Consider the following 24,197-nt stretch of genomic DNA (forward strand, 5'->3'; position numbering starts at 1 on the left):
ACCACCGACAGCGCCACCCACACCACGAGGATGACCGCAACCGTTGCCCAAGTGCTCACCCATCCAGGATGCCAAACAAACGGACTCTTGACTCCGACGCGTCAGAACCTCCCCAGATCTTGCACAGCCGGCTGCCGGCGGGCACCGACGATCCGATGGCAGTCAAACGTCACACCATGCGTGCCGCGGCCCGTCCCGCCTGCCGGCCCGAGAACAGGCATCCGCCGAGGAAGGTCCCCTCCAGGGCGCGGTAGCCGTGCACGCCACCACCGCCGAAACCCGATGCCTCGCCCACCGCGAGCAGCCCGTCGATCACCTTGCCGTCGGTCCCCATGACCCGTCCCGACAGGTCGGTCTGCAAGCCGCCCAGTGTCTTTCGGGTGAGGATGTTCATCTTGACCGCGATCAGCGGCCCGGCCTGCGGGTCGAGGATCGGATGCAGCGGCACGGTCCGGATCAGGCTGTCGCCCAGATAGTCCAGCGACCGGCGGATCCCTCGGATCTGCGGATCGTTCGAGCGGGGATCGGCCGCCTCCCGATCCCGATGACGGATCTGGCGTTCGAGTTCACCGACGTCGACGAGCGACGATCCGGCGAGACGATTCATCTTGCCCGCCAGCTCCGGCACGCTGCGGGCGGTCACGAAATCGGGTCCACGGTCGAGGAAGGCCTGTACCGGTGCGGGCACGTCGTCGGTGGCCCGTTTCGCCAGATACAGCGGCAGATTCTTTGCCGTGAGTTCGGGATTCTGCTCCGACCCCGACAACACGAATTCTTTCTCGATGATCCGCTTGTTGAGCACGAACCAGGAATAGCCGTATCCGGATTTCTGGATCAGTTCGAGCGTGCCGAGGGTGTCATAGCTCGGGATCCCCGGCGACGGGAACCGTTTCCCGGCCGCGTCGAACCACATCGACGACGGTGCGGCGAGCACCCGGATGCCGTGGGCCGGCCAGATCGGTGAATGGTTGCGCAGACCTTCGGTGTAGTGCCACATGCGATCCCGGTTCACCAGCCGTGCACCGGCCTGTTCGGAGATGTCGAGCATCCGGCCGTCGACGTGGGCGGGTACGCCGGTCACCATGAACTCCGGCGGTGTGCCGAGCCGGGCGGGCCAGTTCTTGCGGACCGTGGCCTGGTTGCCGCCGATCCCGCCGGAGGCCACGATCACCAGCGGCGCATGCAGTTCGAAGTCGCCGGCGGGGGTGCGATTGCTGCGGTGGCCCCGCGGCGCGTCGTCGGCGGCCAGCACGGTACCGCGCACACCGGTGACCGCACCGCCGGAGGTGATCAGCTCGTCCACCTGATGCCGGTACCGAAATCGCACCAGCCCCTTGGCCTGCGCCTCACGGATGCGACGGACGAAGGGTTCGACCACCCCGGGTCCGGTGCCGAGCGTCATGTGGAAGCGCGGCACCGTGTTACCCGGACGCCCCACCCGGCCGTCGCCGCGTTCGGCCCAGCCCACCACCGGAATCCACGCCATCCCCATCCCCGCCAGCCAAGCGCGTTTCTCCCCGGCGGCGAAGTGCAGGTACGCCTCGGCCCACTGTCGCGCCCAGAAGTCCTCTCCGCCTGGCTGATTCGGTCCGCGATCGAATCCTGCGGTGGCGAACCAGTCGCGGCGGGCGCGGTCATGGCTGTCGCGCACACCCATCAGCCGCTGTTCCGGCGAGTCCACGAAGAACAGACCACCCAGGCTCCAATGTGCCTGTCCGCCAAGGTTCTCGCCCGACTCCTGGTCGACGATGATCACCTTCTTGCGGGCGTCGGCGAGCTCGCAGGCGGCCACCAGGCCCGACAATCCGTGGCCGACGACGATGACGTCGGCGTCGTGCCTCGACCCGCCCGTCACCGGCGCGGCCGATGCCGGTCCGGTCCCGGATGTCCCCAGCAGGGCACCGGCCGCCGCCGCGGTGACACCGCCGGCCAGCAGCGCCTGGCGGCGGGTGACAGAGAAATGCCGGTCTTCACGCACGTCGAACCCCTCGATCGCAGCGATCGGCACGGGAGACCCCCGCACCGCATCGCCTTCCTCCCCTATACGGATACAAAACCGTATCGGATACATTGGTGTATCGCCAGAGGTCGAGGGCTATTTTCTGTCGGTTTCTCGCATGGCCGCAGGCGACCCGCGCTCGGCGACGTCGCTGTAGGCGAGCACCACATGCCGGAACAGATCGGCCCGCCGACGCAGCGCCGGGCCGAGATCGTCGTCGAGCAGGACCTGCATCATGGTGCCGTCGTGGACGGCGATGATGGCCTGTACGAAGGCATCCGGGTCCGGGATGACCCGGCCGAGATAGCCGAGCAACTCCACCACCATCGGCAGCAGGGCGTCGGCGATCGCCGCCTCGCGCTGCGCGATCACCGTCCGCAACGCCGGGTCGCGGAGCGCATGCGCGGTGAACTCGGCGCTGATCCCGAACCAGCGGGCATCGATCGGCACCATCGCCAGGATCTGCTCGACGACGTCGTCGACACCGGCGGGTTCGGACACCGCCGCCTGTTCGAGCGCGGTGCCGATGGCCCCGATCATCGCCGCCGACCGGTCCTCCCACATCGCCAGGAACAGCTCCTCGAGCGACCCGAAGTTGGAGTAGAAGGCGCCTCGGGTGAAGCCCGCACGCTCGACGATCTTCTCCACCGAGGCCGATCCGTAGCCGAGTTCGGCAAACACCTCGAACGAGGCATCGAGGAGGCGGCGACGCGTCTGTCCCCGTCGTCTGGTCCCCCGGGCGGGACCCTCCTCTCCCATGCGTTGGAGGATACAACCGGCCGGCCCGACTAGGCTCTGACCCATGAGTTCCGCAGCGACTGAGCAGCCGTTCGATCCCGCCCAATGGGCCCCGGTTCCCGGGTTCGCAGACCTCACCGACATCACCTATCACCGGCACGTCGGCGAGGGTCGGGCCAATGGCATCGTGCGCATCGCCTTCGACCGCCCCGAGATCCGTAACGCCTTCCGTCCGCATTCGGTCGACGAGCTGTACCGCACCCTCGACCACGCGCGCCGTTCCCCCGACATCGGCACCATCCTGCTGACCGGTAACGGACCGAGCCCCAAGGACGGCGGCTGGGCCTTCTGCAGCGGCGGCGACCAGCGCATCCGCGGACGTTCCGGCTACCAGTACGCCACCTCCCACGACTCCGACGTGACCGCCGCCGGCGCCGGCGGCGTGGACGAGGCCCGCGCGAAGGCCGAGGGCGGCCGGCTGCACATCCTCGAGGTACAGCGCCTGATCCGCACCATGCCCAAGGTGGTCATCGCCGTGGTCAACGGCTGGGCGGCCGGTGGCGGACACTCCCTGCACGCGGTCTGCGACCTCACCCTCGCCTCGCGGGAGCATGCACGTTTCAAGCAGACCGACGCCGATGTGGGTTCCTTCGACGCCGGCTACGGCAGCGCCTACCTCGCCAAGCAGGTCGGCCAGAAGTTCGCCCGCGAGATCTTCTTCCTCGGCGAGGCCTACGACGCCGAGACGATGCACCGGATGGGTGCGGTCAACCGGGTCGTCGACCATGCCCAGCTGGAGCAGACCGCGATCGAGTGGGCCCGCAAGATCAACGGCAAATCGCCTACCGCACAACGGATGCTGAAGTTCGCCTTCAACCTCACCGACGACGGGCTGATGGGTCAGCAGGTGTTCGCCGGGGAGGCCACCCGCCTGGCGTACATGACCGACGAGGCCGTCGAGGGCCGTGACGCCTTCCTGCAGAAGCGCGATCCCGACTGGGACGCCTATCCCTACTACTACTGACGTGCCCGGTCCGTCGACGGCCCGCCGACGATGGCGGCGGGCCGGACTGATCGTCGCGGTGGCCGCACTCGTGGCCACCGCCGCCTTCTACGGCCTCGGCTACCAGCTGTTCTACCGTGACCACTCCGATCCGTTGCGTCACGCCGACGCCATCGTGGTCCTCGGCGGAGAGCACGACGGGCGCGAGGACTACGGCCTGCAGCTCGCCCGGGAGGGCTATGCGAGCACCGTGGTCATCTCCAACCCCTATCTCGACGATCACAGCAAGTCGAACACCCAACTGATGCAACGGGTCTGCTCGGCGGGCACCGACACCATCGAGGTGATCTGCTTCGACCCCGACCCATCGACCACCCGCGGTGAGGCGATGAAGGTCCAGCAGCTGGCCGAGGAGCGCGGCTGGACATCGGTGATCGTGATCAGCTGGCGCTACCACCTGGTTCGCGCGCGCTACATCTTCGGTCAGTGCTTCGACGGCGACGTCGTCATGCGGGCCGTCCCGCGGACCTACCCGTCGTCGTTCGCGTTCTGGTCACACGTCTACGCCTATCAGTACGGTGGCCTGGTCAAGGCCGCGGTCCTCGGATGCGACAAGTGAGCGACCCGGACATGGAGGCGGCGTAACGGTTCTCGCCGGTCAGCCGGTAGCGCCGGTCAGCGGGGCGGGCCTGCCGAGCAGATACCCCTGCCCCAGGTCGAAGCCGAGCGCATCGACACGTGTGAGCGTCTCCTCGTTCTCGATCCCCTCGGCGACCAGCGTCGCGCCGACGCCGCGTGCGATGCCGCAGATCGCCCGCACCACCGCGTTCGCGGTGCCACCGGCGCCGAGCGCCGAGATCAGCGACCGGTCCACCTTGAGTACATCCACCGGCAGGTCGAACACGTAACGCAGCGCAGAGAATCCCGCACCGAGATCATCGACGCAGATCGTGCAGCCGAGATCGTGGAGATCGCCGATGACCGCCGCCGTCTGCCCGTCGGCGGTGATCACCTGGGTCTCGCCCAGCTCGATCCAGACATTCGCCGGGTTCACCCCGTGCCGCCGGAGCACACCGGCCAGGTGCGGGTCGTTCCCCTCCGCGACGAGTTCTTGGATCGACATGTTGATCGTGACGAAGGCGTCGTCGCCGTACCGCGGGATGATGATCTCGGCGAGGTCGGCGATCGCGCGTTCGGTGGTGTGGCGTCCGATCGGCACGATCATCGACGTCTGTTCGGCCACCTCCAGAAAGTCCGCGGGCATCCGCAGACCGTCGTCGGTGGACCACCGCATCAACGACTCGAACCCGACGATGCGCCGATCCCCGAGCTCGACGATCGGCTGATGGTGGACGACGAACTCGTCCTCGCCGGCGGCGGCCAGGCGGCTCGCCACCGTCACCGCGGCCGCCACCCGCTCGAGGGTCTGCACATCGGCGAACACTGTGCTGTGATGCGCACCGATCGCCTCACCCAGCGCGGCGTCGGCCAGGCGGATCAGCCGGTCGACCGGCAGCCCGGGAAGGTCGGCGTCCCGCGCCACCCCGGCCGCGACCGGCAAGGAGGCGGTCGACGCCCCCAGGCGGGCAAGGACTCTCGGTCTCCTGACGTACGACGACACCGGCTGGTCGTCCAGACCGGTGTCGCTGTCGAGGAACACCAGCCAGTCCAGATCACCACGGCGTCGTACCCGGACATCGGGGCACGCACCGACCAGGGCGATCAGGGCTTCGGCCCGTCCGATCGTCTCCGACCGCTCGTAGGCGACGGTGGCCTGCCGGTACGGGTCGAATGCGAGCGCGAGGACGACGGCAGGGTCCGCGTGGCTCTCACACAAGCTCGGCCAGCTGACCCATGTCCTCGACACGTTCGGCGTGGGTGGGTGCCACCGGCGAGGCGAGCATCACGGTGACGCCGGCGCCGCGGAATGCCTCGACGCGTTCGGCCACCAGGGACACCGGTCCGATCAGGCTCATCGCCCGCACCAGGTCCTCGGGCACCGCGGCGGCGGCCTCGGCCTTCTTGCCGTCGAGGTAGAGGTCCTGGATCAGCTTGGCCTCGTCGGCGTAGCCGTAGCGGACGGCGAGGGTGTTGTAGAAGTTCTTGCCGCGCGCACCCATGCCGCCGATGTAGAGCGCCGCGTGGTGGCGGACCAGCTGCAGGGCGTTCTCGATCTGGTCGGCGTCCTCGGTGATCAGCGCCGACGCCTGCACGACGATGCCCAGCTCGCCGAGTGCCGGATCACGCTTGGCGCGGCCCGCGGCCAGTGCCGGACCGAAGGCGGTGTCGACGTACTCGGGATGGAACAGGAACGGCTGGAACTCCTCGAACATCTCCGCGGCGAGCTCAGTGTTCTTGGGGCCGATCGCGGCCAGCAGCATCGGGATACGGTCGCGCACCGGGTGATTGATGATCTTGAGGGCCTTGCCCAGGCCGGTGCCGCCGTTCTCCTCGGTGAGCGGCAGGGTGTAGTGACGCCCCTGGTACTCGCTCTTCTCACGGCGCCAGATCTTGCGGCAGATGTCGGCGTTCTCGCGGGCACGGCCCACCGGGTAGTCGTACTTGACGCCGTGGAAGCCCTCGATGACCTGCGGGCCCGAGGCGCCGATGCCGAGGATGAAGCGGCCGCCGGAGATGTAGTCGAGCCCGGCGGCGGTCATCGCCAGATTCGTGGGGGTGCGTGAGTACATCGGCAGGATGCCGGTCTGCAGTTCCATCTTCTCGGTGCGGGCGGCGATGTAGCCGAGCTGGCTCACCGCGTCGAAGCTGTAGGCCTCGGGCACCGTGACTCTCCCCACACCCGCAGCCTCGAAATCGGCGAGATTGTCGATGGTCTCGCGGAAGTCGCCCGCGTAGTTGATCGGCATGCCCAACGTCATCGATGTCATGGACGCGGATTCTTCCACACGAAATCACCCCCTGGGCAGGACTTTCCGAGCGCTCGTTCCACTCCCTCCTCGATAGACACCGAGAGTCACCGAGGTGAACACTTGGTGAACTTGACTCACGGGGAGGAAAACGGCGAGGTCACGGACTGATTCATCTGCGATTTCGGGGCTCCGAAGTTTAGGAAAATCGACCTCCGGGCAAGCATGATTGTCCCCATGAGCGGAGAGATGCTGATCCTTGTGCTGCTCGTCATCACAGCACTCGGGTTCGACTTCACCAACGGCTTCCACGACACCGGCAATGCCATGGCGACCTCGATCGCCACCGGCGCACTCAAGCCGAAGGTCGCCGTCGGGCTGTCGGCAATCCTGAACCTGGTGGGTGCGTTCCTCTCGGTCGAGGTCGCTGCCACCATCACCAAAGACGTCCTGAAAATCCAACAGACCAGCGGCGACAACAAAGGCGAGCTGATCGCCGGGTTGAGTGCCACCACAGCACTGTTGATCATCTTCGCCGGCCTCATCGGCGGCATCCTCTGGAACCTCTTCACCTGGCTGTTCGGCCTGCCGTCGAGCTCCTCCCACGCCCTGTTCGGTGGCCTCATCGGTTCGGGTATCGCCGCTCTCGGTCTCTCCGGCCTCAACTGGGAGGGCATCATCTCCAAGATCATCGTGCCCGCCCTGCTGGCGCCGGTGATCGCGTGCATCGTCGCCGCCTGCGGTACCTGGCTGGTCTTCGCGATCACCAAGAAGATCATGGAGTCCAAGAAGGAGGCCGGCTTCCGCTACGGGCAGATCGCGACCGCCTCACTGGTCTCGCTGGCACACGGCACCGGTGACGCACAGAAGACGATGGGTGTCATCGCGATGGCGCTGATCGCCTCCGGCCACCTCGAGGCCTCGAGCGTCAGCCACGGTCTCCCGTTCTGGATCGTGTTCTCCTGTGCCGGTGCCATCGCCCTGGGCACCTACCTCGGTGGCTGGCGCATCATCCGCACCCTCGGCAAGGGTCTGGTCGAGATCTCCTCGCCGCAGGGCATGGCCGCCGAGGCCAGCTCCGCCGCCATCATCCTCACCTCGTCGGCCGCCGGTATGGCGCTGTCCACCACCCAGGTCGCCACCGGTTCGATCCTCGGTTCGGGTGTCGGCAAGAAGGGCGCCCAGGTCCGCTGGAGCGTCGCCGGCCGCATGGCCATCGCCTGGGTCACCACCCTGCCGGCCGCCGGCATCGTCGGCGCGATCTGCTTCGGTATCGCCCACCTGCTCGGCAACGTCCTCGGCGCGATCGTCATCTTCGCGATCCTCGTGGCGCTCTCCGCCTTCATGTACTGGCGTGCACAGCAGAACAAGATCGACGCCAACAACGTCAACGCCGAATGGGACGAGGAGTCCGGCCTCATCCCGGCCGAGCTGAACGACTCGCCCAAGTCCACCCCGGTCGCCTGAGCGCCGGCCCGAAAGGATTTCGACGATGCACACTCTCGAAGCAATCGGCAAGGTGCTGATCGTGGGGCTGCTGTTCGGTGCGGGTCTGCCGGCCATCTTCGCGGTGGGGTTGCGCCTGCAGGCCGCCGGCTCCGGTGACGCGAACGCCGACGGCACCGTCACCGCCCCCAACCCGGCACTGAAGTTCGCCGCCTACGTGCTCTACGCCCTGGTCCTGGCGGCCATCGTGTTCGGCATCCTGTGGATCACCCGCCAGACGATCCTGTACTACACCGACGTCAAGATCTTCCCGAGCTGGGCCTACAAGTAGCCCCCCGAGAGACTGTTGAGAAGGTACCGATGAGCAACCCCTCGCTGTTCGAGTCCGCGGTCGGCTGGATTCGCAAGGGCTACCCGGAGGGCATCCCGTCCACCGACTTCCCGCCCCTGCTCGCCCTGCTGATCCGGTCCGAACTCGACGAGACCGAGGTCACCCAGGTCGCACTGCGCCTGGCCCGCGACAACGACGTCAACGTGCCGGTGCCCGAGGAGGCCATCCGCGACGCCATCGCGCATGTCACCTCCGAACTGCCCACCGACGACGAGATCAACCAGGTCGCAGGCCGGCTGGCCTCCGCCGGCTGGCCGCTCGCGACCACGGCGGTGTGACAGCCCGACAGACGACGAGCACCCGGCCGCACCCCTCGGAGTGCGGCCGGGTTCTTTCGTACAATCACCCAATAGCCACCGTCCACCACGGAGAGGGGGTTTGACGTATGGCCGAGCGATCCCTCGTGAGCAGGATCATCGAATGGCTGCGCGCCGGATATCCCAACGGTGTTCCCGAGCACGATTACGTTCCACTCCTGGCGATCCTGCGCCGCCAGCTGACCGAGGACGAGGTCCAGCAGGTGTCGTCCGAGCTGATCGCCGAGTCGGCTCCCCCACCCGAGCCGATCTCCAAGATCGACGCGGGCGTCAAGATCACCGAGGTCACCCAGGAACTGCCGCACGAGACCGACATCTCGCGCGTCCGCACCTATCTGGAGGACCAGGGCTGGCCGTTCGACGATTCGCCGCTGGCGCCGCCCGCCACCCCCGGTGACCCGGCTGCCGACACCGACACCGACACCACCGAGGACGGTGGGGACCGACCCGACACGGACGAGGACGAGTCCTGAGAGTCCTACGGCCACTTCTCCTTCCGTCCGGTCCTGCCGTCCTCGACCGGCTCGACGACCTGCGCGCCATGCTGGCCGGTGAGGCATCGTTCGCACCGGTCCCCGACGACCCCCGTGAGCAGGAGCTGCTCACCGGGGCGTTCGGGATCGGGACCGGGATCGACGACGACGTGGTGCTGGTGATCGCCACGTCGGGCAGCACCGGCACCCCCAAGGGTTCACAACACACCGCGGCCACCCTCACCGCGTCGGCGCAGGCCACCGCAACACATCTCGGCGGTCCGGGTGCCTGGCTGCTGGCCCTGCCCCCACACCACATCGCCGGGCTGCAGGTGCTGTTGCGTTCGCTGGCAGCCGGTTTCACCCCGGCGGTGCTCGACCTGGCAGCGGGATTCCACCCCGACGCCTTCGCCGACGCCCTCGAGGCGCTCGACGGTCCGCGCCGCTACACCTCGCTGGTTCCCACCCAGTTGCGCAAGGCACTCGACTCGCCGCGCGCCGTCGCCGCCCTCACCGGCGTCGACGCCCTGCTGGTCGGCGGTGCCGCCACCCCACCGGCCCTGCTGCACAAGGCGATCGACGCCGGCATCCCGCTCGTGCGGACCTACGGGATGAGCGAGACCGCCGGCGGATGTGTCTACGACGGCATCCCGCTCGACGGTGTGCAGATCGAGATCGTCGACGCCGGCCCCGACGGCGTGGGGCGGGTGTCGCTGTCGGGACCGATGGTGGCGCACGGTTATCGGCTGCTGCCCGACCATCCCGCCTTCGCACACGCCCGGAGCTTCCGCACCGACGATCTCGGTCGCGTCGTCGACGGTGTCCTGCAGATCACCGGCCGCGCCGACGAGGCCATCTCCACCGGCGGACTGACCGTCGTCCCGCAGGTGGTGGAGGCCGTCATCGCCGACGACCCGGCCGTCGCCGAGTGTGCCGTGGTGGGCGTCGCAGACGAACGGCTCGGGGAAAAGGTTGTGGCCGTGGTGGTTCCGGCGCCGGGAATGACGGTGGATGCCCACCGCATCCAGGACGCCGTCACCGACCGGCTCGGCAGGTATGCCACACCCCGGGAGGTGGTGACGGTGGCCGCCCTCCCCCTCCGTGGACCGGGCAAGATCGACCGGCGGGCGTTGCGGACACAGTTCGATTAGAACTCTCCGATCACACCTCGTCGACCACTTCGAGTTTCGTTACCAGCGAGGTGGGACGCGCTACGGTCTGCGCCACCGGCGACCCAGATACAGCCCTGCTCCACAGTGCGTCGAGGACATCGGCATCAGCCTCGGCGACGACAACTCCCTTGATCTCGAGGCTGTGGAAACCTGGGTTGCCCTGGTCCACCAACCCAGCCCACCGCAAGATGTTGTCGAACCGTGCTTGCACCGTCACGCGAAGATCCGACAGCTGCACTCCTGCGAGGGTCGCATGCAGGACCATTCCGTCAGTGATGCACGCGGCCACTGCGGACAACAGATACTCGTGCGGTGTCGGCGCAGAGTCGCGTCCGGTCAGGTCCGCCGGCTCGTCGAAGTCTATCGTGTGGCCTCGTGCTGTTGCCGCCACGCGAAACCCACCCAGCCACTGAGTGGATGCTGTCCACGGACCACTGAACCGGGAGACGCTGGAGACATCGGCCATTCGTGCGGACAGTTCCCCGCGTGCCGCTACTTCGATTCCGTTGATGGAGCCGACCTCTCCGGCGCCCACCACCGAATCTGACGCCGGCAGAGACCCTTCACTCATTGGGCCGACAATAGTCGCGGACGCAGTCCCACTCCATTGCGGTGGGCTAGTCTCGTGCTCGACATGTCAACATCGAAGCGCACGAGGGAGCAAGCGATGGCGGACACGGTCAGCCTCGGAACCGGCCCCTCTGCTCCCGCCTCCTTCAGCACCGGGACCCCACAGCTAGATTCGGTCATCGGCCGGCTGGTGGGCGGCGAAAACATCCTATGGTCGATCGACGGCGACGTGACGGGAATCCGCACCCGCATTCGTGCCGCCTCTCACCGGCTCGCGACCATTGTCCATGCACAAGATTTGGGATCACTGAGAGCTGAACTCCCTTCCGACGCCGCGATCATCGTCGACCTCACCGCATCGGGATCGGAGATCGCCGAATCACCATTGAGCGCGGAGATCGTCCGAGTCGCCCACGCCGTGTTCTGCTCATCCGACACGGTCTGCCACTGGCTGGTCGATCCGGGCAGCCTGGCTCAAGCCGAATGGATCTGGACCATGCAGGTGGTCCTCGAAGTCGCCGACGGAACCGTCACCACAACCCGGGCGGATGGCCGATCCATCGGGCGCGCCCGCGTACCACTCGATGCCGGCCTCACAGTTGGCGGCTCGCGACGATCCAGTCTCGGCGCACGGACGCTCGGCCAGGGGGTCCGGAAAGCGCGACTCGAACGTGGATGGAGCCAAACCGAACTGGGCCGTCGCGTGGGTGTGAGCGCCAGCGCGATATCCCAACTAGAGCGAGGCCTCTTGGGCATATCGCTCGACACCGCAATCGACGTCGCCGAACAACTCGGAATGACGCTGGATATGCTTGCCCGCGGCGCATCCCGCGACTGCATCCGGATCGAACGACGGTTGGGCATCCCCGAGGAACTCGCACCCACCGACATGGAGACCACCACACTTTCCCGTGCGGGACTACGCAGCCTGCAACTCGCCCCGCGCGCAACTCTCACACCACCAGTCGGCCCAACTGGCACTCTGACCATCCTCGTCGGTTCCGGGGCACTGAGCGTCGAGCACCCCACGAGTCGATCACTCGCCCGAACCGGCGACACAGTCCTGGTCCAACACGCCCAAGGATCGACGATCAGCAACATCGGCGAGACGACTGCGACCGTATTCCTGGCGTGACGCACCTCGCCAAAGGCACCCGAAGCGATTGACCCAGTCTCACATGAAGTGATGATTCATAATTCTCCGCCTGATTGAAACCTTTGTAAGTATCACTGGAATCGGTCGATACTGGTCCACACGGCTTCCCCGAGCCTCGGTGCTGGTGCGACGCGTCCCGTTGTCACCTACACCTCGTCACCCCCCAAGCTGTAAAGGTCCTTCTCATGTCCCGACCGCCCATCTACAACGGGTTCCTGCACCTGACGCCCAACCATCACAGCCACGGCTTCTGGCGTACCCCGGAGGGCGCGGTCCAATACGGGTACAGCAAACTCGATCCCTACGTCGATGTCGTTCAGACACTCGAACGAGGATTGTTCGATACGCTCTTCATCGCCGACGTCGTCGGGGTCTACGACCTGGATTTCGGTGACGGCACCACCACCATTCGCGCAGGATCACAGTTTCCCGAACCAGATCCCGTCACCATTGTCTCCGCGCTCGGACACGCAACCGAGCATCTCGGAATCGCGGTGACCAGCAATATCATTCAAAGTCACCCGTTCACTTTTGCGCGTCAACTCTCATCGTTGGATCACTTCACTGACGGGCGCGTCGCCTGGAACATCGTCACCTCCTACCTGTCCAACGGGTTCCGCAACTACGGCTACGACTCGATCGTCGGACACGACGAGCGATACGCGTGGGCGCAGGAGTACGCAGACGTGACTTACAAACTCTGGGAACACTCTTGGCAGGACGGTGCAGTGATCCACGATCCGGCCACCAACCGGTTCTTCGACCCCGACAAGATCCGCACAATCGATCACGTCGGGCCGCGCTACCAGGTCCAGGGACCCCACATCGTCGAACCTTCACCGCAGCGCACACCGGTTCTGTTCCAAGCCGGAAACTCCTCCGCAGGACGCGAATTCGCGGTCAACAACGCCGAGGTAACCTTCCTTCCCTCGCAGACCCCCGCAACCGCACGCGAAGATATCGCTGTACTCGACGCCCTGGCTCGCGAGAAGGGCCGCAATCCGGCTTCACTCAAGAAGATCGTCACCTTGTCCACGGTGATCGGATCCACCGAGGAAGAAGCGAAGCGTAAGCAACAGTATTTCCGAGACAACATCGATTTCGAAGCGTTGCAGGCATTCTGGAGTGGTGGCAGCGGCGTCGACCTGACGTCGGTCGACCCGGAGACGCCGCTTGCCGAGCTCGCTCAGAGGGCGCAACTCGGCGACCACGTCCGGTCCATCTTCCGAGCAGCCGCGCAATCGCAGGACGAACCAGAGTCAGTCTCGTGGCGTGACTATCTACTCGCGCAGGGACTCCTGCCCGGTCGATTTGCCGGTACACCGGAACAGATCGCCGACCACGTAGCCGAATGGGTCGAATCCGGCGTCGACGGTTTCAACGTTGTACCCATCACCACGCTCGGTTGGTGGGACGAGTGGGTCGACCACGTTGTACCTGTGCTGCAGGACCGCGGATTAGCACAGCGTGAGTACCATCAGGGAACCCTGCGCAACAAGCTGTTTCGCTCGGGAGATGCGCTCGACCCGACGCACCGCGGACGGCAGATCCGACTGGCTGATGTCATCGGGGCCAAGGGATGACCTCGAAGGTCGAGCAACCCTCCCGGGTCCAAGGAAGGCTTCGCACCCGTTTCGATGCCTTGTTCACGACGATCTCCGACACTGCGGTTGCCCGCGAACGGGCGCACGAACTCCCCACCCGTCTCGTCCGCGACCTCGCCGATGCCGGGTTCACCGCGTTACGGGTTCCAGTCGAATTTGGCGGCAGTGCAGTGAGCCTCGTCGAACTCTCTGAGCTGCTGGTGGATCTGGCCGCAGCAGACTCGAACATCGTCCAGATCCTACGGGCGCATTTCCTTTACACGGACATGCTGCGCCAGGCACCAAAGAGTCCTGAGCGGGACGACTGGCTTCGTCGGATCGGGAACGGAGACCTGATCGGCGGTGCCTACACGGAACGCTCGGCGGAGAATCGCAGCCACTTCTCGACAACGGTCACGCGCACGGATGACGGCCGCCGACTGGTGTCCGGTGAGAAGTTCTACAGCACAGGGTCCTGGTACGCCGATTGGATCGTCACCACCGGTGAAGGGACCGATGGGATCACCCAGGCAGTGGTTGCCCGCGGTGCTCCCGGCGTCGAGTTGCTCGACGACTGGAACGGATTCGGCCAGCGCCTCTCAGTCAGCGGGACCACCCGGTTCCGGGCTGTCGATGCCACAGCAACTCCCCCACTTCCCGACAGCCAGGGGCCGGGTAGCTATGGCACGTCGCTCGCGCAATACTGGCATATCGCCACTCTCGCGGGGGTTGCCCGAGCGGCCCATCGTGACGTCGTCGAGTACGTCCGCCGCCGGCGTCGCTACTTTGCGCAGGGATCTGGATCGGTCCCAGCCCATGATCCAGTAGTGCAGTCGGTGGTAGGTGAGATCAGCGCCGCGGCGTTCACGGCAGCCTCGCTCACCCGTCAGCTCGCCTACCGCCTCGATGAACTCGACCACGCGATCTCCGTCGACGACGCTAACGATCAGTTCCTCGACGAGGTCGAGGTCGAGGTGTACCGAGCTCAGGTCGTCGCCGTCAATCTCGTTTTGACAGCCACCACGCGTCTCTTCGACGTCGGTGGTGCTTCAGCGCTCGATGCGGAGATTTCCTTGGATCGCCACTGGCGCAATGCCAGGACTTTGGCCAGCCACAATCCGGTCCCCCACCGACTCGTGAGTATCGGGGATCACGACCTCAACGGAACCTCACCGTTCCGCGCGTGGCTCAGTGGCACTGATCTACGAGATCGCGCCTGAGTCGCAGACTTCGCACACCCGACGACGACTTACGTCACGACTACTCATCGGCACATCAGGATCTATTGCACGACAACGTACGTGCACCCGGAAAGGAACCACCACGGTGAAATCCCGTTGGAAGGTCGGACTGACCGCGAGCGCGGCGTTGACCGCAGCGCTCACGTTGGCCTCTTGCTCGGCGTCGACAACCACCGACGCCGGCACCGACAAGTCCGAGACCATCACTTACGTTCACGAACAAGAACCACCATGCATCTGGGGTGGCTGGGTTCAGCAGGCGTACCTGTCACGCCAGGTGTTCGATTCCCTCGTCAGCTGGGATGGCGACAAGCCCGTTCCCTGGCTGGCCACCGAGTGGAGTACCTCGGCGGACCGGAAGGACGTCACGTTCGTACTCAAGGACGGGGTCACATTCACCGACGGCACCCCGTTGAACGCCGAAGCCGTGGTCGCCAACGTGAACTATTGGGTCAAGAACCTAGGCTGGAACAGCTTCTCCTATCTGACCAGTGCCACTGCAGACTCCGCCGACAAGGTGACCCTTCACCTCTCCGAGCCCAACCCGGAGATCTTGCGCGTGTTGGCCAACGGACACTATGGAATTCAGTCGCCGACCGCGTTGAGCCACAACTCGGAAGCCCAGAACTGCCAGTATCCGGTCGGTTCCGGACCGTGGAAGGTCGGCAAGTGGTCGCAGGGCCAGTCCATTCTGTTCGAACGGAACGACTCCTATGCCTCCGCTCCACAGAACGCCAAGCATCAGGGTCCGGCGTACGCGAAGTACCTGGAGTGGAAGTTCGCTCCGGACGCCACCACCCGGTGGAGCGCGCTGACCACTGGTCAGGCACAAGCCGTCTACAACCCGCCGGCCAATCAGTGGGCCACCGCAGAAAAGGACTATCAGGCCTTCAATTACGTCACCGGTGGGCGGCAGCAGGCGTTCTCGTTCAACGTCGCCCGTGGCCCGTTCACCGATGTAAAGGTACGCCAGGCATTTGCCTACGCATCCGATCGCAAGCAGATCGCCCAGGCGGTGTTCAAGGGCTCGGCGGACTACGATGCCAACGGGTCCATGAGCCATACCAACCCGTTCTACCTCGACGTCAACGATACCTACGCATACGACCCAGCCAGGGCCGCAAAACTTCTCGACGAGGCAGGATGGAAGCTCAACGCCGACGGCGTCCGCGAGAAGGATGGTAAGCCGCTCGTGGTCCGTCTGCCTTACGGGGCCGGTCCGATCGTCAGCCAGGACGGAACCGCCGCACTCCAAGCAGTCCAGGAACAGGTCAGCAAGGTCGGGTTCAAGCTCGATCTGGTTCCGCTGACGATGACTCAACTCTTCGCGGGTGAGGGTCAGAGCGTAGACGATCTGGAGCTGTACTTCGGATATTGGGTATGGCCCGCGCCGAATATCCTCGATATCGTCTACAGCGCAGGCACTCCCGGACATCCGAATGGCAATAACAAGACGTTCTTCGACAACCCGCAGGTCGAGGCGCAGATCATGGCAGCACAGGTCAATCCGGATCCAGCGGCCCGCGCGGCTCAGTATCAGGATCTGCAACGTTACTTCAACGACCAGGCGATCGCGATCGGATTCTACGACTTCACCAACAATGTGGTCACCGCCAAGAATCTCAAGGGATTCTGGCAGGACCAAGGCAGTAACGGCCTGCCAGTGTTCTCCGACGTCCAGCTGGATGGGAGTCAATAGATGACGGCCGCCGACGTCAGCACCGTGAAGGTGGTGGACGCAGAACAACTGCCAGGGCCCCGAGTGCAGGGGCGACGGGTGGTTGCCGTTGTCGCCGCCAAGTTGGGGTCGGCGGTCTTCGTCCTGTGGGGCGCGATCACGCTCACGTTCGTGGTTCTGTCGGTGCTACCAGGTGACCGTGCCGCCATTGTGCTCAACATCCAGTCCGGACAGACGACCACTCGGAGTGCCGCAGAGATCGCCGCTGTCGATGCCCAATATGGTTGGGATCGACCACTTGTCGTTCAGTACTTCTCGTACCTGGCAAACGTCTTGCGCGGCGACTTCGGAACGTCATGGGAGCTGCGACGACCGGTGACCGCAATCATCGGTGAACAGATCGGCCCCACGCTCACTCTCACTGTGTCGGCTCTGCTGCTCGCCTGGTTGATTTCGATTCCATGGACGTTGCTCACTGCCGGACGTAGCCGCCGGACCAAGACCGTCGGCTCGGCAGTCGAGACCATCACCGCCGGACTGCCGCAGTACTGGTTGGGGGTCATCCTTCTACTCGTCTTCGCCGTGAACCTTCGGCTGTTCCCGGTGATCGGCGGTGTCGGTTTCGTGGGCACGGTGTTGCCGGCGTTCACTCTCGCCATACCACTCGCCGGCTTCATCGGTCAGGCCACCCGCACCGAATTCGACAGGGCCATTCGTCAACCGTTCGTGTTGTCGGCGCGGACACGTGGCATGAGCGACAACGGTGTCAGGCTGCGGCATGTGCTTCGGCACGCGTTGATCCCTGGGATCACCCTGTCTGGTTGGGCAATGGGCGCATTGTTGTCCGGAGCGGTACTCGTCGAATCGGTGTTCGCTCGACCAGGAATCGGCGCAGTGCTTGTGAAATCAGTGTCGGACAAGGACTTTGAACTCGTCATGGGAATCGTGATCCTGATCAGCGCGGTATACGTGACGGTGAACCTGCTCGTCGACGTCATCTACACCGTGATCGATCCCAGACTGGGAGGCAGTCGATGAACGCTCCAGCCGCGGTCATCCAGAAGTCGCGTAGTCGCCTGCGCGCAGTGGTCGCAACCGTTCCACTCTCGACCGTCGGGGCCGGCGTCGTGGTCGTTCTGATCCTGGTCGCGGCGGTCGCACCTCAGTTCTTGGCAACCGATTCCGCGTACTCCGTCGACCTCGGACAGACGCTGGCCCCGCCGTCGAGCCAGCACTGGTTTGGTACCGACAGCGTCGGGCGAGATCTGTACAGCCGAATCATCTGGGGTACCCGCAGTTCCCTGCTGATCGGGTTGGGCGCCATGGCGCTCTCCTTGCTGATTGGCCTGCTACTCGGATTTGTCGCCGCGTTGACCCCTCGCTGGCTTGCCGGACCCACCAACCGTCTACTCGACATCCTTCTGGCATTTCCCGTGCTGCTCTTGTCGTTGCTATTCGTGGCTCTCCTCGGCCCCTCTGAGGCGAGTCTCATCATCGCGGTCGGTATCGGTTCTGCTCCCGGCTATGCACGGTTGATCCGGGCGCAGGCACTCGGAGTGCGGGATTCTGCCTATGTCGAGGCCGCACAAGCATTGGGCCACGACCGTCGGACCATCTTCACCCAGCACATCTTTCCCAACTCGTTTCGCCCGCTGGTGGCGCTGGTGGCACTCGGAGTCGGCCAGAGCATCGTGTGGGCGTCCGGGCTGTCGTTCCTCGGCCTCGGAGTGGCGCCTCCCTCCCCGGAGTGGGGTGCACTTCTCAACTCCGGACGGGCTGATATCACCACCGCTTGGTGGCTGGAGGTCATGCCCGGAATCGCCATCGTGTTCACTGCGCTGGCGTTCACCCAAGTCGGCCGCTACTTCCAGGATCGTTCCGAAGGGATTACGCACTGATGACCGCCACCATCACCGGCCCCGAAGGCACCGGCAACACCCCCACAGACGGCGAGACACCTCTAGTTCGGGTCGAAGGACTCAACGTGTCATTCGGCGGCAATGGATCTTCACCGATTCACGTCGTCAAGGACGTTTCCTTTACGGTCCGGCGGGGCCAGTGCGTCGCTCTTGTCGGCGAGTCCGGATCCGGCAAGTCGGTGACCGCGCGAACCCTCGTGGGACTGTCGGGTGAAGGGGCCAGCGTCGACGCCCGCACTCTCGAGTTCCAGGGGCAGAACATCCTGGATCGTTCCGACTCGTGGTGGCGAGCGGTCCGAGGTTCGGAGATCGGCTTCATCCTGCAGGATGCCCTCGTCTCATTGGATCCCCTCCGGCCTGTCGGCAAGGAGATCGCGGAGTCCTTCTCGTTGCACGGTGTCGGCACCCGAGCCGACCGCACGCAGGACGTCGCCGAGGTTCTCGAGCGGGTCGGTGTGCCCGAGCCGGAGATCCGCGCGCGTCAACGGCCTGGCGAACTGTCTGGCGGACTTCGACAACGCGCACTGATTGCATCGGCGATCGCGCTCAACCCGTCGTTGGTAATCGCCGATGAGCCGACCACCGCGCTCGATGTCACTGTCCAGGCGCAGGTTCTCGACGTGCTGCAAACCATGATCGAGGCCGGTACCACAGTGATCCTGATCAGTCATGATCTCGCGGTGGTGGCGCGGATGGCCGACGAGATCCTGGTGATGCAGGGAGGACAAATCGTGGAGCGAGGCCCCGCCGAGGACGTGTTGGGAGATCCTCGCCATCCCTACACCCGACAGCTGATCGATGCAGTACCCAGCGAGCACACCAAAGGTGTCCGACTGTCGAGCAATACACCACCGAGCCGAACGGCTGCAGCGCTTTTCGGGTCCCGCGAAACTCTCGCTGACGCTACGACACCACTGCTGGAAGTTCGCAATGTCGTGAAGTCCTATCGCGGACCCGACCGCGTCCGACGGCGCGTGGTCGACGATGTGTCATTCCACCTCGACCAGGCCGAAACCCTGGGAATCGTCGGGGAATCCGGATCGGGAAAGAGTACGGTCGCCCGAATCGCTCTATCGCTGGTGCAACCCGACTCAGGGTCTGTACTCTTCCGCGGGCAGGCGTGGAGCGATGCCCATCGCGCGGCGCAGCGCGCCATTCGACGCCGCATCTCGGTCGTCTATCAGGATCCTTTGAGTTCCTTCGACCCCCGGTGGAACGTCTCACGGGTGCTCTCGGACGCAGTACGCCTGGGTGACCCCACACAGTCCACTCGTGTGGAGGATCGTGTCGTCGAACTCCTTGAGATGGTCGGGCTGAGCGAACATCATGTGCGATCGTGGCCACTGAGGATGTCCGGTGGTCAACGCCAACGAGTGGCGATCGCACGCGCCTTGGCCACCAATCCGGAGGTGGTGGTCCTCGATGAGGCCGTCTCAGCGCTCGACGTATCGATCCAGGCCCAGATCCTCGATCTCCTGACTGACCTCCAGGATCAGTTGAATGTCAGCTATCTGTTCATCTCACACGACCTCGGTGTCATTCACCACATGAGCGACCGTGTCCTGGTGATGCAGAACGGACGCGGGGTCGAACAAGGCGACTCCGACGACGTCTTCAACAATCCTCGACATCCCTATACCCAGAAGCTCCTCGAGTCCCTTCCGCGGCTCGAGTATGCCCGACTACGCAAGGTGACACAGCGCGCATGACCGCAACGAACAATGAAATTGTTACCACGACAGAGGGTTTCATCGGCGACGCCTCGACGCGCATCGTGTCGGCCCTGGACCCGTTGATCGCGCAGATCCACGTCGATGCACCAGATCGTGAGCGTACATCTCGCTCTCCGGAGCCGGATGTACGCGCGCTCGCAACGGCGGGACTCGGCCGACTCCGTGTGCCCGTCGAGTTCGGTGGCGGAGGAGCCTCGATCGCGACGTTGACCGAGCAGCTGATTCGTCTTGCATCTGCCGACTCGAACTTCGTCCAGATCTTTCGCGGGCACCTCGGCTTCGTCGAGTTCCTGATCGGCCTGCCATCCGGTTCGGTCCGCGACGATCTCCTCCGTGCCGCCGGCCGAGGAGAGCTTTTCGGCCCGGCCGCGTCGGTGAGCGCTACCGGGACCGCCGATCGCCCAGCACCCACCACCATCATCGACTCGTCGACAGCACTCGACCGAGAAGGCGATCGAGTGTTCTTGTCCGGGACCAAGTTCTACACAACGGGCAGTCTCTACTCGGACTGGATCAACGTCCTCGTCATCGGAGATGACGGTATCTCAGAGGTGGTCGTGAGCCGCGATGATCCCGGGGTCACGGTGGTGGACGACTGGAACGGCTTCGGGCAACGCCTCACCGCAAGCGGGACTACCTATTTCGAACGGGTCGAGGTCAGGGAGGGCCATATCTTCGACCGCAGTTCTGCAGACGTCGCCGAATACCTGAACTCGTTCTACCAGCTGGTGCATTCGAGTACGCAAGCCGGGATTCTGCGGCGTGCCGTCGATGATCTCGGCGAGACGGTCCGTGGCCGTCGCAGGACATATCCATTGGCGACGTCCGACTCGCCCCGCCACGATCCCCAAGTCCTACAGACCGTCGGCGAGGTCGGCACGGCAGCGTTTGCGGCGCGTACTGCCGTCGAATCCACGGCCCGAGCATTCGACGCGCACAACCACGCCCACACCGATAGTTCCTTGCAGGCGGTAGTCCTTGGATCTGCTGCCACCCAGGTGCTCAACACCCGACTCGCAGGCGAGGCAACGTGGCGGCTTTTCGACGCTGCCAGCGCTACTGCCACCGACCTAGATCTTGGACTCGATCGGCACTGGCGCAACGCTCGCACCATCTCGTCCCACAATCCAGCGATCTACAAGGCAAGATCCATTGGCGAATACATCGTGAACGGCGAGATACCGAGTTCACTGGGCAGCGTCATTCCCAAGGCCTGATACGACAGCCACCTCTTTCTTGCCCCAAGATTTCCACTACCACAGGCTATTCGGCGTCCGGAACTGATGACGTGGCGGTCGAGGTCACGCCGGCGTCGGACGGCGCCCGAGAGATCTCGCCGTCCGTGGACTCGGTCGGCCCAGGCGTAACAGTCTCCGAAGACCCTGTTTCCTCGGTTCCAGCAGTAACCGTGCCGGATTCAGAACCCTCGTCTGACCTATCGCTTGTCTCGGGATTCTCGGCCCCGGGGATCCCGGAGTTCGCCGTGGCCGGGCTCGCGGTCACCTCGGGGGTCTCCACCGCCGAAGTGGATGGCTCCGCATCATCATTCGAACCAGGCGGATCATTCGCCTCCGCAGGATCACTCGTCACCGAAGCGGCCAATGAGCGCGCAGCCGTCGTCTGGGTCGGGGCGGTCTGGGTCGTGGCGGTCTGGGTGGTCGAGGTGATGCCGAGCAGATCCTCGATGTGGGCGGCGTCCTCGTCCTCGCCCTGGGCCCAGGCGAACCAGTTGTGCCCGCCGTTGGAGTATCGGAACTCCACCGGCAGATCCAGGGCGACGGCGCCCACGTTGAGGATGGCCGTCGACACCAGCGCCCCGAGTTCCAGGGTCACGCCCAGCACCATGCCCGATGCCGCGGCCGCCAGCAGGGTGGGGAGCTGCTCGGGGGTGTCGCGGACGGCCTCCTGGAGCACCGTCCACGCGATCTCCAGTTCCTTCGGTGTGAGCAGGCCGTTGCCGGTGGAGATGATCACGGTCTGGCCGTTGGCCTTCGCCTCGGCGATGCGCGTCAAGACGTCGTTGGCAGCCCACTGGTTACCGGAGCTCCACGGCAGTCCCCACATCGCCGACAACCCGTTGTCGATGTCGGCGCGCTCCCCCTGGATGTAGGGGATCAGGATCCAGCCGAGCGGATTGTTGGTCTCGTAGTAGCCGGAGTAGGAGCGCATCACGATGAACGTGTCCGAGTGGTTGAGCCCGATGATCACCGCCGGCGCCCCCGACATCGACACCCCGACAATCGCATTGCCGGTCTGCTCGACGTCGAAGTTCTCGTCCAGGTAGGCGGGCAGTTCGTCGCCGATGAAGGTGTCCCACTGCGGCGCGGTCTCGCTGCCGGTGGGCGCATCCTGCCAGTTGGTCATCCATTCGCCGGCGCCACCGGCGGGCATCACCAGGTTGGTGGCGCTGCTGTAGGAGGTGAGCGCCCCGGCCTCGTCTTTCGACCACGTCGAGTACTCGTCGTTGGAACCCAGGCCGTCGAGGAAGTACACGGCGTGTTCGGTCGAGCCGGCCGCATTGTCGGAGGCGCGGATCTGCACCACGACGTCTCGGCCCAACGCCTCGGAGTGGATGGTGCACGTCTGCACATGGTTGGCCTCGTCGGCGTCGGACAGCCAGATGCAGCCGTCCCGCAGCCGGTCGGGGTCGACGGCATGGGCCGGTCCGGCCATTCCGAGCGCCAATGCACTCACCGCTGCCGCCGTCATCATGGCAACCGTCGACCGCAGTCCACCCACACGCATACGAAACGCCTCACAAGTATTTTGGGCCCGACCCGGACAGGACTGTACGGCAAGACCTTTCGTTACCGCATCATTTCTTTAGCAGTACAGATTATTTGGCGTATTGAATTCACTTCTGTCACAAACTGGACGGGTTCGGAGGGCCGATGGGACTATCCGCACGGTTCACGAGATACCGCCGGCTTCTGGCAGCTACCAGAAGTCGGCACCGCCACCGAACCGCGATCCACAGCCTGTGTATGCACGATCGGTGCAGACCTCGGACTCCCCCACACTCGACCCATGCTCTCCGACGGCGTGTACACCTGGGCCCAGCTCCTCGGTCTCGGCCTGGACCAGACCGCGATCAGGCACCATCTCGCCGACAAGACGCTGACCAAGCTCCGGCACGGCTGGTACTCGACTCCCGATGCCGACATCCAACTCGTCGAGGCCGTGCGGCTCGGCGGTGCGCTCACCTGCCTGACGGCCCTCGCCCGACACGGCGTGTGGATTCCTGACCACCCGCGCGAGATCCACATCCGGGGCGGTCGCAGCGCCCATGCCGAGCATCCCCGCCGTTTTTGCCGCAGCTATGACCGTCCGTTCGCGGTGACCGCGGCCGTCGACGACGCCCAGACCGCCCTTCGCCACGCACTGCGATGCCTCGACGACGAGGGGATCGTCATCGTCGTCGACTCCCTGCTCGACCTGTCACGCGAACCGTCCACCCGAGTTCTGACACCAGCCCAGGTCACCGCTGCCTTCACCGGTGCCCCACAGCGTGTACGACGCTGTCTGGATCTGTCCGACGGGCGGGCCCAGTCCGGAACCGAGACACTGGTGCGGCTCCGCCTGCGCAGGCGTGGGATCAAGGTGCGTCCGCAGGTCTTCATCCCCGATCTCGGCCGGGTCGATCTCCTCGTCGGCGACCGGCTCATCATCGAGGTCGACAGCGTCGCCCACCACACCGGCGCCGAGAACTATGCCGAAGATCGTCGCCGTGACCAGGTCGCGGCCCGGCTCGGGTATCTGCGGATGCGACTCACCTACTCCGACGTGGTGTTCAACTGGGCACGGACGGAGGAAACGATCATCGCGACCGTTCGCGCCGGCCACCATCGTGGCCCGCGTCAGCGCAAGCCCGTCCAGAACCTGGCGAGCTGACGCGGGGCGTGTGGATGATC

22 protein-coding genes are annotated in these 24,197 nt (G+C 65.1%); 16 read left to right on the forward strand and 6 right to left on the reverse strand.

All coding sequences use genetic code 11. The features are described 5' to 3' along the window. Positions 1–169: 169 nt before the first annotated feature. Positions 170–1,855, reverse strand: a complete 1,686-nt coding sequence (locus Q9K23_RS07660) for an FAD-binding dehydrogenase (RefSeq protein ID WP_305950539.1) — start codon at positions 1,853–1,855, stop codon at positions 170–172. Positions 1,856–2,095: 240 nt separating this feature from the next. Continuing rightward, a complete protein-coding gene (locus tag Q9K23_RS07665; protein ID WP_053778848.1) occupies positions 2,096–2,758 on the reverse strand; it encodes a TetR/AcrR family transcriptional regulator in 663 nt (220 codons plus the stop codon). Between the two features lie 43 nt (positions 2,759–2,801). Between Q9K23_RS07665 and Q9K23_RS07670 the strand changes: the two genes are divergently transcribed. Next, a complete protein-coding gene (locus Q9K23_RS07670) occupies positions 2,802–3,761 on the forward strand; it encodes a 1,4-dihydroxy-2-naphthoyl-CoA synthase (protein WP_053778849.1) in 960 nt (319 codons plus the stop codon). Between the two features lie 46 nt (positions 3,762–3,807). Further along, on the forward strand, positions 3,808–4,359 hold the full coding sequence (locus tag Q9K23_RS07675) for a YdcF family protein (protein WP_261978144.1): 552 nt from the start codon (positions 3,808–3,810) through the stop codon (positions 4,357–4,359). Positions 4,360–4,398: 39 nt separating this feature from the next. On the opposite strand, the gene Q9K23_RS07680 is transcribed toward Q9K23_RS07675, so the two are convergent. Beyond that, positions 4,399–5,577, reverse strand: a complete 1,179-nt coding sequence (locus Q9K23_RS07680) for an EAL domain-containing protein (RefSeq protein ID WP_053778850.1) — start codon at positions 5,575–5,577, stop codon at positions 4,399–4,401. After that, on the reverse strand, positions 5,570–6,628 hold the full coding sequence (locus tag Q9K23_RS07685; RefSeq protein WP_020790247.1) for an LLM class F420-dependent oxidoreductase: 1,059 nt from the start codon (positions 6,626–6,628) through the stop codon (positions 5,570–5,572). The genes Q9K23_RS07680 and Q9K23_RS07685 overlap by 8 nt, the downstream gene beginning before the upstream one ends. A gap of 216 nt (positions 6,629–6,844) precedes the next feature. On the opposite strand from Q9K23_RS07685, the gene Q9K23_RS07690 reads away from it, so the two are divergent. From Q9K23_RS07690 to menE, 5 genes are all read left to right on the forward strand, one after another. Then, positions 6,845–8,074, forward strand: coding sequence for an inorganic phosphate transporter (locus Q9K23_RS07690; RefSeq protein ID WP_174519059.1), 1,230 nt, complete (start codon positions 6,845–6,847; stop codon positions 8,072–8,074). Between the two features lie 25 nt (positions 8,075–8,099). After that, the gene (locus Q9K23_RS07695) at positions 8,100–8,384 is read left to right on the forward strand and encodes a hypothetical protein (RefSeq protein ID WP_020790245.1); all 285 of its coding nucleotides are present in this window, start codon (positions 8,100–8,102) and stop codon (positions 8,382–8,384) included. Between the two features lie 29 nt (positions 8,385–8,413). Then, positions 8,414–8,722 (forward strand): DUF3349 domain-containing protein, encoded by a 309-nt coding sequence (locus Q9K23_RS07700; RefSeq protein ID WP_020790246.1) that lies wholly within the window; start codon positions 8,414–8,416, stop codon positions 8,720–8,722. Positions 8,723–8,829: 107 nt separating this feature from the next. Further along, positions 8,830–9,234: a DUF3349 domain-containing protein gene (locus Q9K23_RS07705; protein WP_020790248.1), complete on the forward strand. Its 405-nt coding sequence runs from the start codon at positions 8,830–8,832 to the stop codon at positions 9,232–9,234. 68 nt (positions 9,235–9,302) lie between these two features. Next, positions 9,303–10,385, forward strand: a complete 1,083-nt coding sequence (menE, locus tag Q9K23_RS07710) for an o-succinylbenzoate--CoA ligase (protein ID WP_053778851.1) — start codon at positions 9,303–9,305, stop codon at positions 10,383–10,385. Between the two features lie 10 nt (positions 10,386–10,395). Here the strand turns inward: menE and Q9K23_RS07715 are convergent, their stop codons facing one another. Beyond that, a complete protein-coding gene (locus tag Q9K23_RS07715) occupies positions 10,396–10,977 on the reverse strand; it encodes an OsmC family protein (RefSeq protein WP_053778852.1) in 582 nt (193 codons plus the stop codon). A gap of 96 nt (positions 10,978–11,073) precedes the next feature. Between Q9K23_RS07715 and Q9K23_RS07720 the strand changes: the two genes are divergently transcribed. The 8 genes from Q9K23_RS07720 to Q9K23_RS07755 all read left to right on the forward strand — a co-directional run bounded on the left by Q9K23_RS07720 (position 11,074) and on the right by Q9K23_RS07755 (position 21,503). After that, positions 11,074–12,111 carry a helix-turn-helix transcriptional regulator gene (locus Q9K23_RS07720; protein ID WP_020791847.1) on the forward strand — a complete coding sequence of 346 codons (1,038 nt, stop codon included), beginning with the start codon at positions 11,074–11,076 and terminating at the stop codon, positions 12,109–12,111. A gap of 206 nt (positions 12,112–12,317) precedes the next feature. Then, positions 12,318–13,715, forward strand: a complete 1,398-nt coding sequence (locus Q9K23_RS07725) for an NtaA/DmoA family FMN-dependent monooxygenase (protein WP_020791849.1) — start codon at positions 12,318–12,320, stop codon at positions 13,713–13,715. Further along, on the forward strand, positions 13,712–14,935 hold the full coding sequence (locus Q9K23_RS07730; protein WP_053778853.1) for an acyl-CoA dehydrogenase family protein: 1,224 nt from the start codon (positions 13,712–13,714) through the stop codon (positions 14,933–14,935). Before Q9K23_RS07725 ends, Q9K23_RS07730 begins: the two co-directional genes overlap by 4 nt. Positions 14,936–15,041: 106 nt before the next feature. Further along, positions 15,042–16,655: an ABC transporter substrate-binding protein gene (locus tag Q9K23_RS07735; RefSeq protein WP_053778854.1), complete on the forward strand. Its 1,614-nt coding sequence runs from the start codon at positions 15,042–15,044 to the stop codon at positions 16,653–16,655. Next, complete coding sequence (locus Q9K23_RS07740) at positions 16,656–17,672, forward strand: ABC transporter permease (protein ID WP_020790051.1); 1,017 nt, start codon at positions 16,656–16,658, stop codon at positions 17,670–17,672. It begins immediately after the preceding gene. Continuing rightward, entirely contained in the window at positions 17,669–18,532 is an 864-nt protein-coding gene (locus Q9K23_RS07745) for an ABC transporter permease (RefSeq protein ID WP_053778855.1), read from the forward strand. The genes Q9K23_RS07740 and Q9K23_RS07745 overlap by 4 nt, the downstream gene beginning before the upstream one ends. After that, on the forward strand, positions 18,532–20,262 hold the full coding sequence (locus tag Q9K23_RS07750) for an ABC transporter ATP-binding protein (protein ID WP_305950459.1): 1,731 nt from the start codon (positions 18,532–18,534) through the stop codon (positions 20,260–20,262). Before Q9K23_RS07745 ends, Q9K23_RS07750 begins: the two co-directional genes overlap by 1 nt. Then, positions 20,259–21,503 (forward strand): acyl-CoA dehydrogenase family protein, encoded by a 1,245-nt coding sequence (locus Q9K23_RS07755; protein ID WP_020790055.1) that lies wholly within the window; start codon positions 20,259–20,261, stop codon positions 21,501–21,503. The genes Q9K23_RS07750 and Q9K23_RS07755 overlap by 4 nt, the downstream gene beginning before the upstream one ends. A 46-nt stretch (positions 21,504–21,549) precedes the next feature. Here Q9K23_RS07755 and Q9K23_RS07760 read toward each other — a convergent pair whose 3' ends face one another. Next, complete coding sequence (locus tag Q9K23_RS07760; protein ID WP_305950460.1) at positions 21,550–22,995, reverse strand: alpha/beta hydrolase-fold protein; 1,446 nt, start codon at positions 22,993–22,995, stop codon at positions 21,550–21,552. Positions 22,996–23,313: 318 nt separating this feature from the next. Between Q9K23_RS07760 and Q9K23_RS07765 the strand changes: the two genes are divergently transcribed. Next, a complete protein-coding gene (locus Q9K23_RS07765) occupies positions 23,314–24,177 on the forward strand; it encodes a DUF559 domain-containing protein (protein ID WP_020790048.1) in 864 nt (287 codons plus the stop codon). Positions 24,178–24,197 lie beyond the last annotated feature (20 nt).

This window comes from Gordonia sp. NB41Y (genome assembly GCF_030718915.1).
In the GTDB taxonomy this organism is placed as follows: domain Bacteria; phylum Actinomycetota; class Actinomycetes; order Mycobacteriales; family Mycobacteriaceae; genus Gordonia; species Gordonia desulfuricans.